This is a genomic window from Streptomyces sp. NPDC097640, assembly GCF_040302705.1.
Taxonomy (GTDB): domain Bacteria; phylum Actinomycetota; class Actinomycetes; order Streptomycetales; family Streptomycetaceae; genus Streptomyces.
In genome coordinates this window covers 367,717-389,953 of sequence record NZ_JBEOSB010000002.1, presented here as the reverse complement: position 1 = coordinate 389,953, position 22,237 = coordinate 367,717, and the positions used below count along the sequence as shown (strand labels likewise).

General features: G+C 74.8%; 2 protein-coding genes. Both read right to left on the bottom strand.

The genetic code is table 11. The features are described from left to right. Positions 1 to 40 precede the first annotated feature (40 nt). A complete protein-coding gene (locus ABTY62_RS03725) occupies positions 41 to 11,221 on the bottom strand; it encodes a type I polyketide synthase (RefSeq protein ID WP_352127714.1) in 11,181 nt (3,726 codons plus the stop codon). Positions 11,222 to 11,292: 71 nt separating this feature from the next. Beyond that, positions 11,293 to 22,206 (bottom strand): type I polyketide synthase, encoded by a 10,914-nt coding sequence (locus ABTY62_RS03720; RefSeq protein WP_352127713.1) that lies wholly within the window; start codon positions 22,204 to 22,206, stop codon positions 11,293 to 11,295. Positions 22,207 to 22,237 lie beyond the last annotated feature (31 nt).

Sequence of the window (22,237 nt, the reverse complement as noted above, 5' to 3'; positions counted from 1 at the left end):
TGATCCCTAGCGGTCGGGAAGGCGTGTGCCGGGAGCCGGGTCACGGCTCTCCCAGTTCTTCGTCGATGAGCGCGAACACCTCGTCCTGGGAGGCCGAGTCCAGGCCCCAGTCCGTCGCGGGTGCCCGCGTCACGACCGAGGCCGGGCTCACCCGGCGCAGCAGCTTCTCCAGCCGCTCGGCCACCTCGTTCCGGGCCGGGTCGTCGTCGGGCATGGTGGCCAGCGCGATGTCCAGCCGGTCCAGGTCGGACATCACCGGGCTGACTTCGGTCTCGTCCCGGCACAGCTCGTCCCGCAGGTAGCCGACCAGGCCGGTGACGGTCGGGTAGTCGAAGATGAGCCCGGCGGGGAGCTTGCGCTGGACGGCGCCGCCCAGCCGGTTGCGCATCTCGACGGCGGTGACCGAGTCCAGGCCGAGCTCCCAGAACGGGCGGCCGGTGGGTACCGACTCGGGCCCGTCGTGGCCGAGGACGGCCGCGGCGTGGGTACGCACCAGGTCGCGCAGCACCCGCTCCTGCTCGGTCCGGCCGAGGCCGGCCAGCCGCTCCTCGAGCGACGGCCCCCTCCGGTCGGAGGCGGCACCGCCGGTGGCCGACTCCCGGATGCGGCGCACCTCTTCCAGATCGTGCAGCAGCGGGCTGGGCCGGGCGGCGGTGTACGCGAGGTAGAACCGGTCCCAGTCGATGTCCGCGACGACCAGGAAGGTGTCGTCGCCGTCGAGCGCCTGGCGCAGCGCCAGGACCGCCCGCACGGGGGACATCACCGGGACGCCGTGCCGGCGCCGCAGATCGGCGACGGCCTCCTTCTCAGCCATCCCGCCCTGGGCCCAGGCGCCCCAGCCGATGGAGGTGGCCACCTGGCCGTGGGCGCGTCGGTGCCACGCCAGCGCGTCGAGGTAGGCGTTGCCGGGCGCGTAGTTGGCCTGTCCGGCGGCGCCGAAGGTACCGGCGGTGGAGGAGAACAGGACGAACGCCGAGAGGTCCAGATCCGCGGTCAGCTCGTGCAGGTTCCAGGCGGCGCCGGTCTTCGCCCGCAGCACGGCGTCCGCCCGGTCGGCGGTCAGCGCGTCTAGGGGGCCGTCGTCCAGCACCGCGGCGGTGTGGAAGACGGCGGTGAGCGGCAGCTCGTCCGGGATGTCGGCGAGCGCGGCCGCCAGCGCCTCGCGGTCCCCGGCGTCGCACGCGAGGAGGGTCACCCGGGCGCCGTCCGCCTCCAGACCGGCCCGCAGCTCCGCGGCCCCCGCGGCGTCCGGTCCGCTCCGGCTGAGCAGCAGCAGGTGTTCGGCGCCGCGGGCGGCCAGCCAGCGGGCGACATGGCCGCCGATGGCGCCGGTGCCCCCGGTGATCAGTACGGTTCCGGTGGGGGTCCACTCGCGGCCGGGGGCGGCGGGCGCCGGGGTGCGGGCCAGCCTGCGGGCGAGGACACCGCCGGTCCGTACGGCGAGCTGGTCCTCCCCGGATCCGCCGGACAGCAGCCCGCACAGCCGGTTCACGGCCTGCTCGTCCGGCTCGGCCGGAAGGTCGATCAGCCCGCCCCAGCGGTCGGGGTGTTCCTGGGCGGCCACCCGGCCCAGCCCCCACACCAGCGCCTGCGCCGGGCTGACGGGGGCGTCGTCGGCTCCGGTGGTCACCGCGCCGCTGGTCACACACCACAGGGGCGCCGTGACACCGGCGGCCTCCAGCGCCTGGCACAGCGCCAGGACATGGGCGAAGCCGCCCGGCACCGCCGGGAAGGAGGGGTGCGGCCGCTCGTCCCAGGCGCTCACCGACAGCACTCCGGCCGACTGAGCCGACTCGCCCAACTCGCCCGGCTCGGTCAGCTCGGTCGGCTCGCAGGCCGTCCGCAGCTGTGCGGCGATGTCGGCAGGGCGGTCGGAGGAGATCACCACCGGCAGGACCCGGGCGCCGCGGCGCTCGATGCCCGCCACCAGCGCGGCCACCCGGGGGTCCGCCTCGAATCCGGCGGAGACGGCCAGCAGCCAGGTGCCGGACAGGGTGGCCGACGGGGCCTCGGGGACCTGCGCCCAGGCGATGCCATAGCGCCAGGTGTCCACGGTGGCGCGCTCGCTCCGCTGCCGGCGCCAGTCCGAGAGCGCGGGCAGCACCGCGTTCAGCGAGGACCGTACGGACGCGTCCTCGACGCCGAGGGTCGATGCCAGCCCGTCCGGGTCGAGCTGATCCACCGCGGCCCAGAAGGCCTCGTCCACGGCGGCGTTGCCCCGGGCCGCCTCGGGCTCCGACGGCGCGTCCAGCCAGTAGCGCTGCCGATGGAAGGCGTAGGTGGGCAGCTCCACGGTCCGCCCGCCCTCGAAGGTGGTCGCCCAGTCCACGGCCACCCCGGTCACGAACACCTCGGCCAGCGCGGTCAGCAGCCGGTCCCGGCCGCCCTCGTCGCGCCGCAGGGTGCCGCCGATCGCGATGTCGCCGGGGTGGTCCTCGAGCGTCTCCGCCATGCCGGTGGTCAGCACCGGGTGCGGGCTGACCTCGACGAACACATCGTGTCCCGCGCCCGCCAGGGCGCGCGTGGCCTGCTCGAAGAGCACGGTCTGGCGCAGGTTGCGGTACCAGTACTCGGCGTCCGCCGCGCCGGTGGCGAGGAGTTCGCCGGTGACGGCGGAGTACATGGGCAGCTCCGGCGTCCGGGACACGACCGGCGCGGCCAGGTCGAGCAGCGCCTCGCGCAACCGCGCCACCTGCGGGGAGTGGGAGGCGTAGTCCACCGGGATACGGCGTGCCCGCACCCCCTCGCGCTCACAGGCGGCCATCAGCTCCTCCAGCGCCTCCGGTTCACCGGCGACGACGGTGGAGCCTGGCCCGTTCACGGTGGCGACGCTGATGCGCTCGCCCCACGGCTTCAGCAGTTCCAGGGCCGCGCCCATGGGCCGGGCGAGCGAGACCATGCCGCCCTGCCCCGCCAGCTCCCGCGCGATGAGCCGGCTGCGCAGGGCCACGATCCGGGCGGCGTCGTCGAGCGACAGCACACCCGACACGGCCGCCGCCGCCAGCTCCCCCTGGGAGTGGCCCACCACGGCGGACGGCTCGACCCCGTGGGTCCGCCACACCTGGGCCAGGGACACCATCACCGCCCACAGCACCGGCTGCACCACGTCGACCCGGTCAAGCGACGGCGCGCCGGGGCGGCCGCGCAGCACGTCGAGCGGGGACCAGTCGATGTGCGGCGCGAGGGCCGCGGCACAGCTTTCGAGGCGTTCGGCGAAGGCCGGGGAGTTGTCGAGGAGTTCCGTGGCCATGCCGGCCCACTGCGAGCCCTGTCCGGGGAAGACGAACACGGTCTTCGCGCGCGCGGCCGCGACGCCCTGGACCACACCGGCGGCCGGTTCGCCGCCGGCCAGCGCGGCGAGGCGGTGCAGCAGTTCCTCCCGGTCCCGGCCGACGACCACCGCGCGGTGGTCGAAGACGGCCCGGGTGGTCAGCAGGGACCGGGCGATGTCGGCGGGGGCCAGGTCCGGGGCGGCGGTCACCCGCTCGTGCAGCCGGCGGGCCTGGTCGCGGAGGCTCTCGGCGCTCTTGGCCGAGATGACCCAGGGGACCGGCGCGCCGGTGGCCGGGGCCGCGGGCGCCTTGGACTCGGGCGCCTGCTCGGGGATGTGCTCCAGGATCACATGCGCGTTGGTGCCGCTGATGCCGAAGGACGACACGGCGGCCCGCCGCGCCCGCCCGGTCTCGGGCCACGGCACACTGCCGTCGGCGAGCCGCAGCCCCCCGGCCGCCCAGTCGACGTGCGAGGTGGGCCGCTCGATGTGGAGGGTGCGTGGGACGACGCCGTGGCGCAGGGCCAGCACGGTCTTGATGACACCGGCGACACCCGCCGCGGCCTGGGTGTGGCCGAGGTTGGACTTCACCGAGCCGAGCAGCAGCGGCCGGTCCTCGTCCCGGTCCTGGCCGTACGTGGCCTGGAGGGCCTGCGCCTCGATCGGGTCGCCGAGGGAGGTGCCGGTGCCGTGTGCCTCCACGACATCCACGTCGGCGGCGCTCAGGCCCGCGTTGGCCAGGGCCTGGCGGATCACCCGCTGCTGGGCGGGGCCGCTGGGCGCGGTCAGGCCGTTGGACGCGCCGTCCTGGTTGAGCGCGGAGCCGCGGAGCACCGCCAGCACCCGGTGTCCGTTGCGCCGCGCGTCGGAGAGCCGCTCGACGACCAGCATGCCGATGCCCTCGGCGAATCCCATGCCGTCGGCGTCGGCGCCGAACGCCTTGCAGCGGCCGTCGAGCGCGAGCCCGCCGATCCGGCTGAACTCGATGAGCGGCCGCGGGGTGGACATGACGGTCACCCCGCCCGCGACGGCCAGGGTGCACTCGCCCTGCCGGAGCGACTGGGCGGCCAGGTGCAGGGCCACCATGGACGACGAGCAGGCGGTGTCCACCGTGATCGCCGGGCCCTCAAGACCCAGGGTGTAGGCGATCCGGCCGGAGGCCACGCTGTTGGCGCTGCCGTTGCCCAGGTATCCCTCGAAGCCGCTGAGCAGCCGGGGGAACCGCGAGGCGTAGTCGTTGTAGATCAGTCCGGTGAAGACGCCGGTCGAGGTGGCGCGGAGCGTGGTGGGGTCGATGCCCGCGCGCTCGAACGCCTCCCAGGTGGTCTCCAGCAGCAGCCGCTGCTGCGGGTCGGTGGCCAGGGCCTCGCGGGGTGAGATGCCGAAGAACTCGGGGTCGAAGTCGGCCATGTCGTGCAGGAATCCGCCGACCCGCGCGTAGGCGTCGTCCGGGAAGTGGGGGTCGCCCAGGTCGTCGACCTGCCAGCCGCGGTCGGTGGGGTAGGCGCCGGTGGCGTCCCGCTCGTCGATGAGCAGCTGCCACAGGTCCTCAGGTGAGCCCACCCCGCCGGGGAACCGGCAGCTCATGCCCACGATCGCGATCGGCTCATCCGCCACCACAGCCACCGCCGCAGCAACCGGAACCGCGGGCGCGGACACGCCCTCGCCATCCGCCCCCAGCCGCACGGCCAGCTCCGCCGCCAGCGCCACCGGCGTCGGATGGTCGAACACGGCCGTCACCGGAAGCCGCAACCCCGTCGCCGCGCCCAGCCGGTTCCGCAGCTCCACCGCCGTCAGCGAGTCGAACCCCACATCCTTGAACGCCCGATCCGCACCCACCGCCTCGGCACCACCATGCCCCAACACCACCGCCGCCTGCGCCCGCACCAACTCCGTCAACACCCGATCCCGCTCGGCCGGCGAGAGCGTGGCGAGACGCTCGCGCAGACCGCCGCCATCGGCGGGCGCGTTCGCCGCCACCCGCTTGGCCGGGGTGCGCACCAGGGCGCGGAAGAGCGGGGCGGGGTCCTTGCCCCTGCCCAGCGCGGACACGTCGAGCCTGACCGGGACCGTGTGCGGACGCGGCATCCGGACGGCGGCGTCGAACAGCGCCAGGCCCTCGTCGGTGGTGAGCGCCTGGACCCCGCTGCGGCGCATCCGCTCCAGGTCGGCGGCGCCGAGCGCGCCGGTCATGGCGCTGCGGTCGGCCCACAGGCCCCAGGCCAGGGAGTGCGCGGGCAGCCCCTGGGCGCGGCGGTGCCAGGCGAGGGCGTCCAGGAAGGCGTTGGCGGCCGCGTAGCTGCCCTGCCCGGCGGCGCCCAGGACGCCTGCGGCGGAGGAGAACAGCACGAACAGCGACAGATCACGGTCCCGGGTCAGCTCATGCAGATGCCACGCCGCGTCCACCTTCGGCCGCAACACCGTGTCGAAACGCTCCGGCGTCAGCGCCGACACCACCCCGTCATCCAGCGCACCCGCCGCATGCACCACACCACACAACCCGGGCAACCCACCCAACAGCCCCGCCAACGCCCCACGATCCGCCACATCACACGCCACCACCCGCGCCGCAGCCCCCAACTCGGCCAGCTCCGCGACAAGCTCCACGGCACCCGGCGCTTCCAGCCCACGCCGGCTGGTCAACACCAGGTCGGTGACGTGGTGTTCGGTAGCCAGGTGGCGGGCCAGGGCGGACCCGATGACCCCCGTACCCCCCGTGATCAGCACGGTCCCGTCCAGCGGACCGGAAGGCGGGGTGGTCAGCACCACCTTGCCGGTATGGCGGGCCTGGCTGAGGTGGCGGAAGGCCTGCGGGGCCTGCCTGGTGTCCCAGGCGGTCACCGGCAGCGGCGAGAGCACCCCCTGCCCGAAAAGGTCCGCGAGGTGGGTGAGCATCTCCCCGAGCCGGTCGGCACCGGCCTCGCCGAGGTCGAACGCGCGGTAGCGCACCCCGGGCCAAGCCGCGGCGACCTCGTGGGCGTCACGGATGTCGGTCTTGCCCATCTCGACGAACCGCCCGCCGCCCGGCAGCAGCCCGAGCGAGGCGTCCACGAACTCCCGGGCCAGGCAGTTCAGTACGACATCGACACCCCGGCCACCGGTCGCCTCGAGGAATCGGTCGGCGAACTCCAGGGTGCGCGAGGACGCCAGCCGCTCGCCCGGAACACCCATGCCGCGCACCACCGGCCACTTCGGCTCGCTCGCCGTCGCGTACACCTCGGCGCCCAGGTGGCGGGCCAACTGGACGGCCGCCATACCCACCCCGCCCGCGGCGGCGTGCACCGCCAGCGACTCGCCCGTCCGCAGATCGGCGAGGTCCACCAGCGCGTAGTAGGCGGTCAAAAACACGGCGGGCACCGAGGCCGCCTCGGCGAACGACCAGCCACCCGGCATACGCACGACCATCCGCGCGTCCGCCACCGCCAGCGGACCCGCGTACGCGCCCGACAGCAGCCCCATCACCCGATCGCCCACCGTAAAGCCGGCGACCTCGGGACCGACCTCGACCACCACACCGGCGCCCTCGCACCCGAAGAGCGATTCGGTGTTGGGGACCACGCCCAGCGCGACCAGGACATCCCGGAAGTTGACGCCGGTCGCGCGCACCGCGACCCGCACCTGGCCCGCCGCCAGGGGCGCCTCGGCCCGCGGGGACGCGGTCAGGGCCAGCCCCTCCAGGGTGCCCGCGGTGTCCAGGTCGAGCCCCCAGGCTCCGGCCGTGCCGGGCAGCGGCAGCGTTCCCGGGTCCGCCGAGGGCACGCGGGCCAGCCGCGGTACGGACGCCACGCCGGAGCGGATGACGGCTTCCGACTCGCCCGCGGCCACCGCGGCGGCCGCCACCGCGGACAGCGCCGCCACCACCCCCGGGTCGGTCTCCGGGTCGGTGGCACCGTCGATGTCCACCTGGAGAATCCGGCCCGGGTGCTCCGACGCGGCCGAGCGCAGCAGTCCGCGCACGGCGGCCTGCGCCATGTCGATCCGGTCGCCCGGGGCCACGGCGATGGCGCCCCGGGTCACCGGAACCAGCCGTACGGCCTCCAGCTCGTCGTGCGCGAGCCACTCGCGCACCGGGCCGAGCACCGCGGCCAGCACCTCCCGGCTCGCGGCGGGCATGTCGCCACCATCCCCGCGCGGGCAGGGAAGCAGCACCACCGGGGGCACCGGCTCGCCCGCGCGGACGGCCTCGGCCACGGCGGCGGCGTCCGGGTAGCGCGGCGCGTCGAGGCCGGGCAGGGCGTCGCCAAGGATCGCGAGCCCCTGCTCCGGCGCGTCGGCCGTGGCCAGAGACGCCCAGGTCACCTCGTACATCGAGTTGACCGCTGTGCCGGACATCGCGTCGGCGGACAGCGGGCGCGAGACGATCTGGTCGACCGTGAGGATCGGCAGCCCGGCCTGGTCGGTCATCCGCACCGAGATCGCGTCGGATCCGGCCGGGGCCACCCGGACCCGCGCCGAGGTGGCGCCCGTGGCGTGGATCCGGGCGCCGGAGAAGGAGAACGGCATCATCCGCTCCGCCTCGCCCTCCAGCACCGTCACCAGCCGGGTCTGAAGCGCCGCGTCGACCAGCGCGGGGTGTACGCCGAACCGCTCCGCCTCGCCCGCGGCGGCCTCGTCCAGCGCGACCTCGGCGAACATCTCGGCGCCGCGCCGCCATACCGCGCGCACGCCCCGGAACACCGGTCCGTAGGCGTAACCGGCCTCCGCGAGGCGCTCGTAGAAGCCGTCGATGCCCACGGCGACCGCGTCGGCGGGCGGCCAGGCGGTGTCCTCGGCCGCGGGCTCGCCGGCGGGCGCGGTGATGAGCGTTCCGGTGGCGTGGCCGGTCCACTCCGCCTCGTCGTCGGTCCGGCCCGGGCGGTGCGGCCGGGAGTGCACCCGGACGGCGCGGCGGCCCAGTTCGTCGGCGGCGTCGACGCCGACCTGGATGTCGAGGGGGGTGCCGTCGGCGGGCAGGATCAGGGGCGCGTGCAGCACGAGCTCGTCCAGGTGGTCGCTGCCGGCCGACTCGCCCGCGCGCAGCGCGAGTTCCATGACGGCCGCGCCCGGCAGCAGGACCCGGTTCAGCACGGCGTGGTCGGCGAGCCACGGCTGGGCGGCCGTGGAGAGGCGGCCGGTGAGGACACAGCCGTCGCCGTCCGCCAGCGTGACGGCGGCCGCCAGCAGCGGATGGCCCACGACGGACAGTCCGGCCCCCGCGACATCGCCGACGCCGGCGGTGCCGCGCAGCCAGTAGTGGTCGCGCTGGAACGCGTAGGTGGGCAGGTCCACGGGCGCGGTGGCGCCGCCGAAGACCGCCTTCCAGTCGGGCTCGACTCCCCGCACCCACAGCTCGGCCAGCGAGGTCAGCACGCGGCGCGGGCCGCCCTCGTCGTGCCGCAGGGTGCCCACGGCGAGGACGTCGGTGTCGACGGCGTGCCCGGCCTCCTGGATGGCGCCCGCCAGCACGGGGTGCGGGCTGACCTCAAGGAACACCCGGTCACCCTGGTCGAGCAGAACCCGCACGGTGTCATGGAACGCCACCCGCTCCCGCAGATTGCGATACCAGTACTCCGCGTCCAGCTCCGCGCCTGTCACCGGCGCCCCGGTCACCGTCGAATACATCGGCACATCACCCACACGCGGCACGATCGGCGCCGCCAACTCCAGCAACCTCCCCCGGATCCCCTCCACATGCGGCGTATGCGACGCGTAATCCACCGCCACCCGACGCGCCCGCACCCCCGCCCCCTCAGCCGCCGCCAGCACCGCGTCCAGCGCCTCCGGGGATCCGGCCACGACGGTGGCGGCCGGGCCGTTGACGGTCGCGATCCACACGCCGTCATGTCCTTCGAGGAGCTCCTCGACGCGCTCGACGGAGGCCGCGACGGACACCATCCCACCGAGGCCCGCCAGCTCTCCCGCGATGGCGCGGCTGCGCAGCGCCACCAGCCGCGCACCGTCCTCCAACGACAACGCCCCCGACACACACGCCGCCGCGATCTCACCCTGCGAGTGACCGATCACCGCCGACGGCTCCACCCCCACCGAACGCCACACCTGAGCCAGCGACACCATCACCGCCCACAACACCGGCTGCACCACATCCACCCGCTCCAGCGCACCCTCCTCGCGCAACACCTCCAGCAAATCCCACTCGATATGCGGCGCCAACGCCCCCGCACACCGCTCGATGGAATCGGCGAACGCCGGGGACGAGCCGAGAAGTTCGGAGGCCATGCCGACCCACTGCGACCCCTGGCCCGGGAAGACGAACACCACGCCCGTGGGCGCGCCGGTGCTCTCGCCGCTCACCACATGGGCCGCAGGCTCCCCGGCCGCGAGGGCGTCGAGGCCGCTCAGGAAGGTGTCCGGGGCGTCGCCCACGACCACGGCGCGGTGCTCAAGGCCCGACCGGGTCGACGCCAGCGACCAGCCGATGCCGGCCGGGTCCCCGTGTTCGGTGGCGAAGGCGCGCACCCGTCCTGCCTGGGCCTTCAGGGCGGCGGCGGACCGGGCCGACACCGGCCACGGGAGCGCGCCGGTGAGCGCGGCCGGGGCGGGGGCGTCGGCGGGCTCGCGCTCGTCCGCCGGGGCCTGTTCGAGGATCACATGCGCGTTGGTGCCGCTCACCCCGAACGAGGACACCGCGGCCCGCCGCATCCGGTCGCTCTCGGGCCAGGCCAGATTGTCCGTGGCCAGCTCGACCGCGCCGGACTCCCAGTCCACATGCGGGGTCGGTTCGTCCACGTGCAGGGTGCGCGGTACGACGCCGTGGTGCAGCGCCATCACCATCTTGATGACCCCGGCCACGCCCGCCGCGGCCTGGGTGTGGCCGATGTTGGACTTGACCGAGCCGAGCAGCAGCGGCCGGTCCCCCGGCCGGTCCTGGCCGTACGTCGCCAGCAGCGCCTGCGCCTCGATCGGGTCGCCCAGCGACGTACCCGTGCCATGGGCCTCCACGGCGTCCACGGCGGTGGCGGACACCCCGGCGTCGGCCAGCGCCTGCCGGATCACCCGCTGCTGCGCAGGGCCGTTCGGCGCCGTCAGGCCGCTCGACGCGCCGTCCTGGTTCACCGCGCTGCCCCGCACCACGGCCAGCACCTGGTGGCCGTTGCGCACCGCGTCCGACAGCCGCTCCACCAGCAGCAGCCCGACGCCCTCGGCCGCGCCCATGCCGTCCGCGGTGGCCGCGAACGCCTTGCACCGGCCGTCCCGCGACAGTCCCTGCTGCTTGCTGAACTCGGTGAACAGGTCCGGGGTCGACATCACGGCGACACCGCCGGCGAGCGCCAGGGAGCACTCGCCCTGCCGCAGCGAACGCACCGCCAGGTGCAGCGCCACCAGCGACGACGAGCAGGCGGTGTCCACGGTGAGGGCCGGGCCCTCCAGACCGAAGGTGTACGCGATCCGGCCCGACGCCACGCTGCCCGCCACGCCCGTCATGGCGTGGCCCTCGACCTCTTCGGGGACCGCGGGCAGCCTGCTGCCGTAGTCGCGGAAGCTGGAGCCGATGAACACGCCCGTCCGGCTGCCACGCAGCGCCGCCGGGTCGAGACCTGAGCGCTCGAACAGCTCCCAGGAGGTCTCCAGCAGCAGCCGCTGCTGCGGGTCCATCGCCAGCGCCTCGCGCGGCGATATCCCGAAGAAGGAGGCGTCGAACTCGCCCGCGTCGTGCAGGAATCCGCCCCGGTCCACATACGAGGTGCCCGGCCGGTCGCCCACGGGGTCGACCAGGCCGGCCAGGTCCCAGCCGCGGTCGGCCGGGAAGCCGGTTATGGCGTCCCCGCCGCCTGACACCAGCCGCCACAGGTCCTCGGGCGACGCGACCGCGCCGGGATAGCGGCAGCTCATCCCGACGATCGCCACCGGCTCGCTGTCCGCGGTCTCCACGGCCCGCAGCCGCGACCGCGTCTCCTGAAGTTCCGCGGTGACCCGGGTCAGGAAGTGGCGAAGCTTCTTGACGTCATCCATGTTCTTGCCCTCGATCGTGGGTCAGTTGTGGGCGTGCGTGCGTGATGTCGTTGCCGATGACGGGCGACGGGTCAGGAGATCCCGAATTCCTTCTCGATGAAGTCGAAGATCTCGTCATTCGACGCGTCCTCGAGCTCCGCGGAGTCCACGGTGTCCTCGGCCGGCCCGTCGCCGGTGGACGACCACAGCAGATGCCGCAGCCGCCCGGCGATGGCCGCTCTTGCCGGATCCCCGTCCGGCAGCTCCTTCAGCAGGACCTCGAGCCGGTCGAGTTCCGCGGCGCCGGCGTTCTCGGGCTCCTGGGACCCGCCGAACATCTCGGCGTCGAGATAGCGGGCGAGGTCGGCCACGGTCGGACAGTCGAAGACCACGGTGGCGGGCAGCCGCAGACCGGTCGCGAGGCCCAGCCGGTTGCGCAGCTCCACCGCGGTGACCGAGTCCAGGCCCAGTTCGAGGAACTGCCGCCGAGGGTCCACCGCATCGGCGGAGTCGTGGCCGAGCACGGCCGCCGCCTGGGTGCGCACGGCGTCGAACAGCTGCCGCTCGCGCTCCTGCGCGCCCAGGCCGGCGAGCCGGTCGCGCAGCGCGTGGGTGGTGTCCGTCCCGGTGGCCTCGCCCGTGCCCAGGGCCTGCCGGGTCTCGGGCAGCTCGTCGAGCAGACGGCTGGGGCGTGTCGCGGTGTAGGCGTGAGCGAACCGGTCCCAGTCGATGTCGGCGATGACGACGGCCGTGTCGCCGTGGGCGAGCGCGGCCTCCAGCGCCAGGACGGCGGACTCCGGGTGCAGCAGCGGTACGCCGTGCCGGACCCGGACATCGGTCACCGCGTCCCGTTCGGCCATGCCGCCCTGCGCCCAGGATCCCCAGGCCACCGAGGTGGCCACCAGCCCGCGCGAGCGCCGGTAGGCGGCCAGCGCGTCCAGGTAGGCGTTGCCGGGGGCGTAGTTGCCCTGGCCCGCCATGCCGACGGTGCCCGCCAGCGAGGAGAACAGCACGAACGCGGACAGGTCCGAGCCCAGTCGCGCGGTCAGCTCGTGCAGCCGCCAGGCCGCGTCGGCCTTGACCCGCAGCACGCTGTCGACCTGGTCGAGCGTCAGGGCGGTCACGGCCCCGTCGTCCAGTACGGCGGCGGTGTGGAACACCGCGGTCAGCGGGTACGCGTCGGGGATCGAGGCCAGCAGGTCGCGCAGCGCACCGGTGTCCGCGATGTCGCAGGCGGCCACCGTCACCTCGGCGCCCGCGGCGGCCAGCTCGGCCACCAGGTCGGCCGCGCCGGGGGCGGCCTGCCCCTGGCGGCTGACGAGCAGCAGGTGCCGGGCGCCCTGGGCGGCCAGCCTGCGGGCGACCTGCCCGCCGAGGGCCCCGGTGCCGCCGGTGATGAGCACCGTTCCCTCGCCCGGGGTCCAGCCGTCGCCCGCCGCGTCGCCGAGCGGCGCCCGGACGATCCGGCGGCCGAACGTTCCGAACGGACGGACCGCGACCTGGTCCTCGCCACTCCGGTCGGCCAGCACCGCGCACAGCCGGCCGAGGTCCTTGGCGTCCGGGGCGAAGGGCAGATCCACCAGGCCGCCCCAGCGTGTGGGCAGCTCCTGCGCCACGACCCGGCCCAGCCCCCAGACCAGCGCCTGGGCCGGTCCGGTGAGCGGGTCCTGGCCGCCGACGGACACCGCGCCCCGGGTGAGGCACCACAGCGGGGCGGCCGCGCCCGACTTCTCCAGCCCCTGGACGAGCAGCAGCGTCCGGCCGAAACCGGCCGGCACGGCGGGCGTGCCGTCGAGGGGCGACTCGTCGTCGGCGAGCAGGGACAGCACTCCGGCCGCCTCGGTGTGCGCGGCGAGCACATCGGCCCACCGCTGCCCGTCCTCGGGGGCCGCCAGCGGTTGGACGGCCGCTCCGTGTTCGCGCAGGGCCCCGGCGACCGCCTCGTACAGCTCGCCGTCGAGCTGCTCGCGGGTGCCGGCCACCAGCCAGGTGCCGGAGAGGGTGGCCGACGCGTGGCCGGTCAGCGGCTTCCAGTCGGCCCGGTACCGCCAGGACTCCATCGCGGAGGCCGCCTTGTGGCGCCGGTGCCACGCCGTCAGGGCGGGCAGCACGGCCGTCAGCTCGGGGCCCGCGTCGTCCAGCCGCAGGGTTCGCGCGAGTCCTTCCAGGTCCTCGCGCTCCACGACCTCCCAGAAAGCGGCGTTCTCGTCCGCGGCCGCCGAGGGGCGCGAGGCGGCGGAGTCGAGCCAGTAGCGCTTGGGCTGGAACGCGTACGTGGGCAGGTCGACGCGGCGGCCTCCGGTGCCCGCGAACACCCGGGCCCAGTCGGGGCCCGTGCCCCGTACCCACAGCTCGGCGAGCGAGGCCAGGAACCGCCGGGAGCCTCCTTCGCCGCGCCTGAGGGTGCCGGTCACCGCGGTGTCCACCGACCGGACGCGGCCGGCCTCCTGGATGGCGCCCGCCAGCACGGGGTGCGGGCTGACCTCCAGGAACACCCGGTCACCCTGGTCGAGCAGAACCCGCACGGTGTCATGGAACGCCACCCGCTCCCGCAGATTGCGATACCAGTACTCCGCGTCCAGCTCCGCGCCTGTCACCGGCGCCCCGGTCACCGTCGAATACATCGGCACATCACCCACACGCGGCACGATCGGCGCCGCCAACTCCAGCAACCGCCCCCGGATCCCCTCCACATGCGGCGTATGCGACGCGTAATCCACCGCCACCCGACGCGCCCGCACCCCCACCGCCTCAGCCGCCGCCACCGTCTCGTCGAGGGAGGTCAGATCGCCCGCGACGACGACGCTGTCCGGGCCGTTCACCGTGGCCACCCACACGCCGTCGCGTCCTTCGAGGAGCTCCTCGACGCGCTCGACGGAAGCGGCCACGGACACCATCCCGCCGAGGCCGGCCAGGTCCTCGGCGATGGCGCGGCTGCGCAGCGCCACCAGCCGCGCACCGTCCTCCAACGACAACGCCCCCGACACACACGCCGCCGCGATCTCACCCTGCGAGTGACCGATCACCGCCGACGGCTCCACCCCCACCGAACGCCACACCTGAGCCAGCGACACCATCACCGCCCACAACACCGGCTGCACCACATCCACCCGCTCCAGCGCACCCTCCTCGCGCAACACCTCCAACAGATCCCACTCGATATGCGGCGCCAACGCCCCCGCACACCGCTCGATGGAATCGGCGAACGCCGGGGACGAGCCGAGAAGTTCGGTCGCCATGCCGACCCACTGCGACCCCTGCCCGGGGAAGACGAACACCGCGCCCCGGGATCCGCCGGACACCTCGCCGCTCACCACATGGGCCGCTGGTTCCCCGGCCGCGAGGGCGTCGAGCGCCCGCAGAAAGCCCTCCCGGTCGTCCGCCACGACCACCGCGCGGTGCTCGAGCCCCGCCCGGGTCGACGCCAGCGACCAGCCGATGTCGGCGGTGTCGGCCTCCGAGGCGGCGGCGAACTCGCGCAGCCGGGCCGCCTGGCGGCGCAGACCGTCCGCCGAGCGGCTCGACACCGCCCAGGGCAGCGCCCCCGTGTGCGCCGGCCGCTCGTCGGCGGAGAGGTCTGCGGCGGCCGGGGCCTGTTCGAGGATCACATGCGCGTTGGTGCCGCTCACCCCGAACGAGGACACCGCGGCCCGCCGCACCCGGTCGAGTTCGGGCCAGGCCAGATTCTCCGTCACCAGCTCGACCGCACCGGACTCCCAGTCCACATGCGGGGAGGGCTCGTCCACGTGCAGCGTCGCGGGCACGACGCCGTGGCGCAGCGCCATCACCATCTTGATGATCCCGGCCACGCCGGCGGCCGCGGAGGTGTGGCCGATGTTGGACTTGAGCGAGCCGAGCAGCAGCGGGCGGTCGGCGGGCCGGTCCTGACCGTAGGTGGCCAGCAGCGCCTGCGCCTCGATCGGGTCGCCCAGCGACGTACCCGTGCCATGGGCCTCGACCACGTCCACATCCGCGGCCGACAGCCGGGCGTTGGCCAGGGCCTGGCGGACCACCCGCTGCTGCGAGGGCCCGTTCGGTGCGGTGAGCCCGTTGGACGCGCCGTCCTGGTTGACCGCGGAGCCGCGCACCACGGCCAGCACCTGGTGGCCGTTGCGCACCGCGTCCGACAGCCGCTCCAGGAGCACCACGCCGACGCCCTCGCCCCACGCGGTGCCGTCCGCTCCGGCGGCGAAGGGCTTGCACCGGCCGTCGGCGGCGAGCGCGCCCTGGTGGCTGAACTCGGTGAACACCGTCGGGGTGGACATGACCGTCACCCCGCCGACCAGCGCCAGGGAGCACTCGCCCTGCCGCAGCGACTGCACCGCCAGGTGGAACGCCACCAGCGACGAGGAGCACGCGGTGTCCACCGTGATCGCCGGGCCCTCCAGGCCGAAGGTGTACGCGACGCGGCCCGAGGCCACGCTGCCCGCGGCGCCGGTGAACAGATAGCCCTCGGTGCCCTGCGGATCGGCCGAGCCGCTGCCGTAGCCGTGCGGGACGGCGCCGACGAACACGCCGGTCCGGCTACCGCGCAGCGTCGCCGGGTCGAGCCCGGCCCGCTCCAGGGCCTCCCAGGAGGTCTCCAGCACCAGCCGCTGCTGCGGGTCCATCGCCAGCGCCTCGCGCGGCGATATCCCGAAGAACTCAGCGTCGAACTCGGCGGCGTCGTGGAGGAAACCGCCCTGCTGGACGGAGCTGGTGCCGGGCCGGCCGGGGTCCGGGTGGGACAGGTCCTCCAGGGGCCAGCCGCGGTCGGCCGGGAAGCCGGAGATCACATCCCGGTCGGACAGCAGAAGCTGCCACAGGTCCTCCGGGGAGCGCACATCGCCGGGGAAGCGGCAGCCGGTCGACACGATCGCGATGGGGTCGTCGGCGGCCACGGGGGCGTCATCCGCCGTCACCGTGCCGTCCTCGCCCAGGACCCGGTCCCGCAGATGCTCGGCGAGCGCGAGCGGCGTGGGGTGGTCGAACACGACGGTGGGCGAGAGGTTCACCCCGGTCGCGGCCGCGAGCCGGTTCCGCAGTTCCACGGCCGTCAGCGAGTCGAAGCCCGCCTCGCGGAACGCCCGCCCGACCTCGACGTCGCCGGGTGCGGACCAGCCCAGCACGGCGGCCGCGTGGGCGCACACCTCGTCCAGCACCACGCGCGTCCGGTGCGCGGCGGAGGTCGCCTCGGCCACCCTCCGGGGGAAGCCCTCGAGCGCCTCGGGCACGGGCGAGGAGGGCAGGTCGACGCGGATCTCGGCGCCGGAGGACGTGGGGGCGAGCCAGTAGCGGTCGCGCTGGAAGGCGTAGGTGGGCAGCTCGACAGGGTCGCCGCCGGGGGTGAACACCCGCGACCAGTCGGGGGCCAGGCCACGGATCCAGAGCGCGGCCAGGGAGGTGAGGATCTGGTCGATCCCGCCCTGGTCGCGCCGCAGGGTGCCGACCGCGAGGACACCGGGGCCCTCGGCCTCGCCGCCGCCTTCGGCCTGAAGCACCGCGGTGAGCACCGGGTGCGGGCTGACCTCGACGAAGACCGTGTGTCCTGCGTCGCGCACGGCCCGCACGGTGTCCTGGAACCGCACCGGCTCCCGCAGATTGCGGTACCAGTACTCGGCGTCGAGCGCCCGGCCCTCGACCGGTGCGCCGGTGACGGTCGAGTACATCGGGACGGCTCCGGGCCGCGGCGCCACCGAGGCGGCACCGGCCAGCAACGGCTCCCGGATGCGCTCGACATGGGGGGTGTGCGAGGCGTAGTCGACCGCGATCATCTTCGGCCGCAGCCCGGCGCTCTCGGCCTCGGCCATCACCTCGGCGACGGCCTCGGGCGTGCCGCCGACCACCGTGGCGGACGGGCCGTTGACCACCGAGATCCATGCGTCGGCGCGGTCCGCGAGCAGCTCCGTGACGCGGTCCGCCGAGGCGGCGATCGACAGCATCCGGCCGCCGCCGGCCAGTTCGGCCGCGGCCAGGCGGCTGCGGAGGACCACCAGCCGCGCCCCGTCGACGAGCGACAGCGCGCCGGACACACAGGCGGCCGCGAGCTCTCCCTGGGAGTGTCCGATGACGGCGACCGGGGATATGCCCGCCGCTTGCCACATCTGTGCCAGGGACACCATCACGGCCCACAGCACCGGCTGCACGATCTCCACGCGCCGCAGTGCGTCCGCGTCGCGTACGGCCGCGAACAGGTCCCAGTCGACCTCGGCCGCCAGCGCCTGGGCGCATGCGTCCATCGAGGCGGCGAACGCCGGGGAGGACGCCAGCAGTTCGGTGGCCATGCCGGCCCACTGGCCGCCCTGGCCGGGGAAGACGAACACCACTCCGCCCGGCTGGGCCGGGGCGGTCCCGCTCACCACGCCCGCGGCCGGCTCCCCGGCCGCGAGGGCGCCGAGACCGGCCAGGAAGGCGTCCCGGTCCTCGGCGACCACCACGGCGCGGTGTTCCAGCGCGCCGCGCGTCGTCGCGAGCGACCGGCCCAGGTCCTCGGGCGTGGCGTCGCCGGCGGCGGCGAACGCGCGCAGCCGCTCGGCCTGGGCCCGCAGCCCGCCGGCGGTACGGGCCGACACCACCCAGGGCAGCGCGCCACGGCCGCGCATCGCGGGCACGGGTGCGGACTCGCCGGCTGGTGCGGGCGCGGCGGCGAGGGGCTCCTGCTCGATGATCACATGCGCGTTGGTCCCGCTGATCCCGAAGGACGACACGGCAGCGCGCCGGGCCCGGTCGCGCTCGGGCCAGGGCATGCCCTCGGTCACCAGGGCGACCGCGCCGGTGGCCCAGTCGACCTGTGAGGTCGGCGCGTCCACGTGCAGGGTGGCGGGGACCAACCCGTGCCGGATGGCCATCACGGTCTTGATGACTCCGGCGATGCCCGCGGCCGCCTGGGTGTGACCGATGTTGGACTTCACCGAACCCAGCAGCAGGGGATCGTCGCCGGGGCGCTCCTGGCCGTAGGTGGCCAGCAGCGCCTGGGCCTCGATCGGGTCGCCCAGCGCGGTTCCGGTGCCGTGGGCCTCCACCACGTCCACGTCGGAGGAGGCCAGGCCCGCGTCGGCCCACGCGTCGCGGATGACCCGCTGCTGGGACAGCCCGCTGGGCGCCGTCAGACCGTTGGACGCGCCGTCCTGGTTGACCGCCGAGCCGCGCACCACGGCCAGCACCCGGTGTCCGTTGCGCCGCGCGTCCGACAGCCGCTCGACGAGCAGCATCCCGGCGCCCTCGGCGAAGCCGGTGCCGTCGGCCGCGGCCGCGAACGCCTTGCAGCGGCCGTCCCGCGCGAGGCCCTGCTGGCGGCTGAACTCGGTGAAGATGCCCGGGGTGGACAGCACCGTCACCCCGCCGACCAGCGCCAGCGAGGACTCCCGCTGGCGCAGGGACCGCACCGCCAGATGCAGGGCCACCAGCGACGAGGAGCACGCCGTGTCGACGGTGATGGCGGGGCCGGTCAGCCCGAGCAGATAGGCGATGCGGCCGGAGGCGATGCTGGTGGTCTTGCCGGTGAGCAGATAGCCGTCGAGGGCCTCGGGGGCGTCGTGCAGCCGCGGCCCGTACTCCTGGTCCATGGTGCCGACGAAGACACCGGTCCTGCTGTCCCGCAGGGTGTCCGGGGCGATGCCCGCCCGCTCCAGCAGCTCCCAGGAGGTCTCCAGCAGCAGCCGCTGCTGCGGGTCCATCGCCAGCGCCTCGCGCGGCGATATCCCGAAGAAGCGCGCGTCGAAGTCGGTGACCCGGTGGAGGAATCCACCGCCCTCGGCGAAGCTGCCGCCGGTGGCGTCGGCCTGGCGCAGCCGCTCCAGGTCCCAGCCGCGGTCCTCGGGGAACCCCGAGATCGCGTCCCCCTCGGTGGCGACCAGCCGCCACAGATCCTCGGGGGAGGCCACCCCGCCGGGAAAGCGGCAGCTCATCCCGATGATGGCGATGGGCTCGTCGGGGTCGGCCGGAGTGGCGGCGCGGGCGGACGGCGCGGTGGCCGCCGCGGGCCGGTGGCCGGTCCGCGCGGTCTCGAGGTGGCCGGCCAGCCCGGCCGGGGTGGGGTGGTCGAAGAGGGTGGCGGTGGTCAGCCGTACGCCGAGGGCGGTGTTCACCCGGCCGCAGAGTTCACCGAGCATGACGGAGTCGAACCCGAGGTCCTTGAACGTCCGTCGTACGTCGAGCTCCGCCGACGCCGGCTGCCCCAGCACGGCGGCGGTGTTGCCCCGCACCACGCGCATCACGTCGTCCGGCCGGTCCGCGGCCGGGGGCTCCGGCTCCGCGACGGCGGCGGGCGGCGTGTCGGCGAGGGTGTCGGCGGGGGTGTCGACGGCGGGCGCGTCGGCGCCGGAGGCGTCGAGCCAGTGGCGGTCGCGCTGGAAGGCGTAGGTGGGCAGGTCGGCACGGCGGGCGCCGGTGCCCGCGAACAGCCTGGCCCAGTCGGGAGCGGCGCCGTGGGCCCACAGCTCGGCTATGGAGGTCAGGAACCGCCTGGCGCCGCCCTGGTCGCGGCGCAGCGTCCCGCCGGCGAAGACGTCGGCGCCGGCCGCCTGACCGGCCTCGACCACCGCGGTGGCGAGCACCGGATGCGGGCTGACTTCGAGGAACACCGTCTTCCCCGACTCCAGCAGGGCGCCGAGGGTGTCCTGGAAGAGCACCGGCTCCCGAAGGTTCCGGTACCAGTACCCGGCGTCCAGCTCGGCGCCGTCGACGGGCGCGCCGGTGACGGTCGAGTACAGGGGCACCTCGCCGGTGCGCGGGGCGATGGGGGCGGCCAGTTCCAGCAGCCGCTCGCGCACCCGCTCGACGTGCGGCGTGTGCGAGGCGTAGTCCACCGCGATGGTCCGGGTCCGCACACCGGCCCGCTCACAGGCGGCGACGGTCTCGGCGAGGGCCTCGGGGCCGCCCGCGACGACCGTGGCGGCGGGGCCGTTGACGACCGCCACCCAGACGCCGTCCCGGTCCGCCAGCAGCTCCCGCACCCATGCGACGGGGGCCGCGATCGAGACCATGCCGCCGAGGCCCGCCAGCTCCTCGGCGATGGCGCGGCTGCGCAGCGCCACCAGCCGGGCGCCGTCGTCCAGCGACAGGGCGCCGGACACACAGGCGGCCGCGATCTCACCCTGGGAGTGTCCGACCACCGCGGCCGGGGAGATGCCCGCCGCGCGCCACACCCGGGCGAGCGAGACCATCACGGCCCACAGCACCGGCTGTACCACGTCCACGCGCTCGAGCGGGTTGTCGCCCGAGGTGTTCCGCAGGACGTCCAGCAGGTTCCATTGGATGTGCGGCGCCAGCGCCGCCGCGCACTTCTCGACGGAGTCGGCGAACACCGGTGAGGAGTCGAGGAGTTCGGTCGCCATGCCGACCCACTGCGACCCCTGTCCCGGGAAGACGAACACCACGTCGGCGGCCTCGCCCGTGGCGGTGCCTTCTACGACGTGTTCCGCGGGGTCGGCGGAGGCGATCGCGGCCAGCCCGCCGAGGAACTCCTCGCGGTTTCTGGCCAGCACCACGGCGCGGTGTTCCAGCGCGGCCCGCGACGACGCCAGCGACCACGCGATGTCCGCCGGGTCGGCAGTCGCGGCAGCGGTCGTACCGGCAGTTTCGTCGGCAGTTGTGTCGGCGGCGAACTCCCGGAGCCGTGCCGCCTGTCCGCGCAGTCCGCGCGCGCTGCGGCCGGACACCGGCCAGGGCAGCACGGGGCCGAGGTCCAGGACCGGGATCGCCGGGTCCGCGGGGGCCGGCTCGTCGACGGCGGGCGCCCGCTCGACCACCACATGCGCGTTGGTGCCGCCCATCCCGAACGCGGACACGCCGGCCAGCAGCGGTGCGTCGGGCCGCGGCCACGGGGTCAGCCCGGTCTGCACCCGGAGGTTCCACTCGGCCAGCGGAATACGGGGGTTGGGCGCCTCGAAGTTGAGGCTGGCGGGGAGCCGGCCGGCCTTCAGGGCGAGCAGCACCTTGATCAGGCCGGTGATGCCGGCGGCGCCCTCCAGGTGTCCCACGTTGGTCTTGGCCGAGCCGACCAGCAGCGGGGAGTTCGGCTGCCGCGACGCGCCGAACACGGACGCCAGGGCGGCCGCCTCGATGGGGTCGCCGACCGCGGTGCCGGTGCCGTGCAGTTCCACGTACTGCACCTCGTCGGGGCCGATCCCGGCGTCGGCGCAGGCCCGGCGCAGCACGTCCTCCTGGGCGGCCTGGCTGGGGGTGGTGAGGCTGTCGCCGCCTCCGTCGTTGTTGACCGCGCTGCCGCGCAGCACACCGTGGATCCGATCGCCGTCGGCGAGCGCCCGCGCGAGGGGCTTGAGGAGGACGAAACCGCCGCCCTCGCCCCGGACATAGCCGTTGGCGCGGGCGTCGAAGGTGAAGCAGCGGCCGTCCGGTGAGAGTCCGCCGAACCGGGAGACGCTCAGGGTGCCGTCGAAGCTGAGGTTGAGGTTGACCCCGCCGGCGAGGGCGAGTTCACACTCTCCGCTGCGCAGGCTCTGGCAGGCCATGTGCACGGCGACGAGGGAGGAGGACTGGCCGGAGTCGACGACCAGGCTCGGTCCGCGGATGCCGAGCAGATAGGAGAGCCGATTGGCGATCATGCTGCGGTGCAGGCCGGTCAGCGTGTGATGGGTGACCGCCGTGGTGTCCCGCCGCCGGGTCAGCGTGGCGTAGTCGTCGCTGATGGCTCCGATGAAGACACCCGCCCTGCGCCCCGAGACTCGGTCCGGGGCGAGCCCCGCGTCCTCGAGGGCCTCCCAGCCGAGTTCGAGGGCGAGTCGCTGCTGGGGGTCCATGGCCGCCGCCTCGCGCGGCGAGATGCCGAAGAAGTCGGCGTCGAAGCAGTCCACTTGATCGAGGAAGGCGCCGTGTCCCGGGGCCTGTGCCGCCTCGTCGGGGTGGCGGGCCCACCGGCCGGGCGGCACCGGGGTCACCGCGTCGGCGCCGTCGTGGAGCAGGCGCCAGAAGTCAGCCGGTGAATTCGCTTCGGGTAAGCGGGCGGATATCCCGACTACCGCGATCGCCCTGTCGACGCGAGCATGCCGTAACGAATCCACTGACATGGACAATTACATCCCCCGTCGCGCTTCGGTT